4 protein-coding genes are annotated in these 3960 nt (G+C 68.6%); all 4 read right to left on the bottom strand.

All coding sequences use genetic code 11. The features are described from left to right. Positions 1-164: 164 nt before the first annotated feature. Positions 165-1862 (bottom strand): flavin monoamine oxidase family protein, encoded by a 1698-nt coding sequence (locus J0695_RS37280; protein ID WP_206969191.1) that lies wholly within the window; start codon positions 1860-1862, stop codon positions 165-167. A 60-nt stretch (positions 1863-1922) separates the two neighbouring features. Then, on the bottom strand, positions 1923-2720 hold the full coding sequence (locus tag J0695_RS37275; protein WP_206969190.1) for a carbon-nitrogen hydrolase family protein: 798 nt from the start codon (positions 2718-2720) through the stop codon (positions 1923-1925). A gap of 168 nt (positions 2721-2888) precedes the next feature. Beyond that, on the bottom strand, positions 2889-3443 hold the full coding sequence (locus tag J0695_RS37270; RefSeq protein ID WP_206969189.1) for a sugar O-acetyltransferase: 555 nt from the start codon (positions 3441-3443) through the stop codon (positions 2889-2891). 26 nt (positions 3444-3469) lie between these two features. Then, positions 3470-3925 (bottom strand): Lrp/AsnC family transcriptional regulator, encoded by a 456-nt coding sequence (locus J0695_RS37265; protein WP_206969192.1) that lies wholly within the window; start codon positions 3923-3925, stop codon positions 3470-3472. Positions 3926-3960: the final 35 nt, after the last annotated feature.

Below are 3960 nucleotides of genomic sequence, written 5' to 3'. Positions count from 1 at the left end.
CGGCCTCGTGTCCTCAATCGCCGGACGGGCTTGAATTTGCCCGACGCAAGCTTGAATTGCGCAGGCTCGTGCACGTAGAGCCGGCATCGGCAATATCCAGCCCGTCCGGCGATTGAGGTCACGCGGCCGAAGGCCGGGTACAGGGGGCGGGGGGCGACGCCCCCTCAGTCCTCCGGGAGTTCCACGGGCGCGATCTCGTCGTACAGGTCACCCGGCCCCGGGTTGGACGGATCCGTCGACCCCGCGAAGTGGTTCATGACCCCCCACACCGCGTTCAGCGCAGTCTGCACCGCACCCTCAGCCCACCCCGCCGTCCACGAAATGTCGTCCCCGGCCAGGAAGATCCCCCGCTTGTCCTCCGGCAGCAGATCCTGCATGAAGTGCGTGAACAGCCGGCGCTGGTAGCGGTAGTGCCCCGGCAGGTTCGCCTTGAACGCCCCCATGAAATAGGGCTCGTTCTCCCACGACACCGTGACCGGATTGCCGATGATGTGCTTCCTGATGTCGACCTTGGGATAGATCTCCCCCAGCGACTTCAGCATGACCTCCATCCGCTCCTTCGCGGACAGCGGCAGCCACTTCAGGCTGTCGTCGCACCACGTGTACGAGAGACAGATCGTGGCCGGCTTGTCCGGACCGTCGTCCAGCAGATAGGTCCCCCGCGTCATCCGGTCGGTCAGCGTCATCGACATGACGTCACGCCCGGTGATCTCGTCCTTGTCCAGCCAGAACGGCCGGTCGACCGGGACGAAGAGCTTGGAGGACTCCATGTAGTGGGTCCGCTCCATCGCCGTCCAGTGGTCGATCGGGAAGAGCGAGTCGTCGCACGCGATCTTCGACAGCAGCATCCAGGACTGCGCGGTGAAGACAGCGGCCTGGTACGTACGGATGTCCCCCGCCGCATCCGTGACGGTGATCCGGTTCCCCGCCGTACGGTGCAGCCGGGTCACGGCCGGCTTCGGCTCGCGCCCCTCGTGCAGCGCCGCCAGCGACGTGCCCTGCGCCCAGTGCACGATCTTCTCCGGCTCGCGCTCCCACAGCCGCAGCGGCAGCTGCTGCGAGCCGCCCTCGATGCCGCGGTGGTGGTCGTCCGCCTCGGTGTAGACGACGCGCAGGATCTCCAGGATGGAGTTGGGGAAGTCGGTGTCCCAGCCGCCCGTGCCGAAGCCGACCTGCCCGAAGATCTCCCGGTGGCGGAAGGACTTGAAGGACTCGGAGTCGCAGAGGAAGCCATAGAAGGTCTGGTTGTCGAGCTGCTCCACCAGCCGCGACCAGATCTCCCGGATCCGCGGTACGTCGCGCTCGCGCAGCGCCCGGTTCATGTCGGAGAAGTCGGCGCCTTCTTCCAGACAGGCGTTCCAGGCGTGCATCACATCGCGGTAGACCTGCGGCAGGTCGTCGACCGATGTCGCGTAGTGGGACTCCCCCTTGAGGTCGACGACCGTCGAGGGGGTCACGGGCGAGAGCGGGTTGGGGAAGGGCTTGGTCTCCAGGCCCACCAGGTCGATGTAGTGCTGCAGGGCCGTGGAGGACGGCGGGAAGCGCATCGCGCCCATCTCGGCGGTGAGCCCAGGGTCGCAGCCGTCGAAGCCGACGGTACGCAGCCGGCCGCCGATCTGGTCGGCCTCGTAGACGACGGGCTTGAGGCCCATCTTCATCAGCTCGTACGCGGTGATGATGCCCGAGAGGCCGCCGCCGATGACCGCGACCTCGGTGCCGTGCCCGGTGGCGGGTATCTGGCCGAGTCCGGCCGGATGGGCGAGGAAGTCGTCGTACGCGTAGGGGAAGTCCGGGCCGAACATGGTGATCGGCGGCTGCGCGTCGTCGTGCTGGACGGCAGTGGTGGGCAGCGTGGACGTCATGGGGTACGGACTCCTTGCGCGAAAACGTAAAAAGAAAGCGGGGGAAGTGGGAGAGATCGCTCAGGTCAGGGCGGAGTACAGACCCGGGCGCCGGTCGCGCAGGTAAGGGTTGTTCTCCCGCGAGTCCTTCAGGAAGACCGGGTCCGCGTCGCCGAAGACCAGCTCCTCGCCACGGCCCGCGCGGGCGCGCGCCGCGCCGTCGGGGCCCGCCAGGCAGCTGAGCCCGACGAACTCGAACTCGCCTTCCTGGCCGGTCCGGTTCACATACGCGATGTACATCTGATTCTCGAAAGCCCGCACCGGGACGACGGACTCGGCGACGAACTGGAAGGGGTGCATCTGAGCGGTGGGGACCAGGAGCAGACCGGTGCCCGCGAGCGCGTGCGCCCTGACGTTCTCCGGGAACTCCACGTCGTAACAGATCATGATCCCGAGCCGCAGGCCGTCCAACTCGGCCTGCACGACAGTCTGTTCACCCGGTGTGAACCACTCGCGCTCGAAGCCGCCGAAGAGATGCGTCTTGCGGTAGGCGACCAGCGAGGTGCCCTCGGGTCCGATCAGCTGGGCGGCGTTGTAGACGGCCTCGCCCTCGCGCTCGGGGTAGCCGTAGAGCACCGCGAGTCCGTGGCGTACGGCGATCTCGGCGACCGCCCGCGCGGAGGGGCCTTCGGCGGGCTCGGCCAGCCGGTGCACGTCCTCGCCGATCGCGTACCCGGTCAGGAACATCTCGGGGCAGACCAGCAGCCGGGCTCCGGCGCCCGCCGCCCGGCCCGCCGCCTCGTCGAGGACCTTGAGGTTCTCCGCGACTGCGCCGGGGCGGCCGGAGCTCTGGAGCAGGGCGGTGCGCAGCGGCGGCATGGCAGACCTCGGCGGGGACGTATGGGCATTCGGGGGACGTGACGACGGTACGTTTCGCCGCCGAGCCGTCACAAGCCTCGACCGTTGCGCACCGACCGTCGATTCGTTGCGCAATCGGCGACGGTGGCGGCGATTCGTTGCGTAAGTGACCCCGGTCACGTACGCACGTCACTCCAGGGTGCGGATCACCCGCGCCGGGTTGCCCACGGCCAGCACCCCTGCGGGCAGATCGCGGGTGACCACGGAGCCCGCCCCGACGACCGTGTTGTCGCCGATGGTGACGCCGGGGCAGACGATGACGCCGCCGCCGAGCCAGAGGTTGTCCCCGAGGGTGACCGGTTCGCTCTTCTCCCAGCCGGCCCGGCGCCGCTCGGCGTCGAGGGGATGCACAGGGGTGAGGAGCTGCACGTTCGGGCCGATCTGGCAGTCCGCGCCGATGGTCACCGCCCCGGTGTCCAGGAAGACCGCGTTGAAGTTCACGAAGGTGCGCGGGCCGATGCTGATCCGGTAACCGAAGTCGCAGTGGAACGGCGGTCTGATGCGGACGTCGTCACCCGCGGAGCCGAGCAACTCCCCCAGGATCTTGGCGCGTTCGGGTCCGGTCGTCCCCGCGGCGTTGTACGCGTCGAGCAGGCCGATACGGCGTACGGTGTCGGCGCCCAGCTCCTCGTCCTGCGCCAGGAACCACTCGCCCGCCATCATGCGCTGCTTGTTCTCACCCATGCTGATCACCCATGGGGACGATCCTGTCAGGCGGGTGCGCCCGAGGAGAAGCGTCTCAGCAGCGGCGAGAGCACCAGGACCGACTTGGTGCGCTCCACGAAAGGCTCCCCCGCGATGCGTTCGAGGACACGCTCGAAGTGCCGCATGTCCGAGGCGAAGACCTGGACGATCGCATCCGCCTCACCGGTGACGGTGGAGGCGGACACGATCTCCGGGTAGCGCTCGAGGCCGCGCTGGATGGACTCGGGCGAGGTGTTGCTGCGGCAGTAGATCTCGATGAAGCCCTCGGTCTCCCAGCCCAGCGTGGCGGGGTCCACGCGGACGGTGAAGCCCGTGATGGCCCCCTCCGCGCGCAGCCGGTCCACCCGGCGCTTGACCGCGGGCGCGGAGAGGCCGATGAGGGCGCCGATGTCCGCGAAGGAGCGGCGGGCGTCTTCGGCGAGGGCGTGGACGATGCGTTCGTCGAGGTCGTTCAGTCGCACTGCGGGGAGGTCACTTCTCTCGCGGGGTGTGGGGC

Source organism: Streptomyces beijiangensis (assembly GCF_017315755.1).
Classification (GTDB): Bacteria; Actinomycetota; Actinomycetes; order Streptomycetales; family Streptomycetaceae; genus Streptomyces; species Streptomyces beijiangensis.
This window is presented reverse-complemented; position numbering and strand designations above follow the sequence as displayed.

What these genes read in the sequence shown, in the direction of transcription:
- J0695_RS37280 (WP_206969191.1), bottom strand. Translation starts at nt 1,862, where the DNA reads ATGACGTCCACGCTGCCCACCACTGCCGTCCAGCACGACGACGCGCAG.
- J0695_RS37275 (WP_206969190.1), bottom strand. Translation starts at nt 2,720, where the DNA reads ATGCCGCCGCTGCGCACCGCCCTGCTCCAGAGCTCCGGCCGCCCCGGC.
- J0695_RS37270 (WP_206969189.1), bottom strand. Translation starts at nt 3,443, where the DNA reads ATGGGTGAGAACAAGCAGCGCATGATGGCGGGCGAGTGGTTCCTGGCG.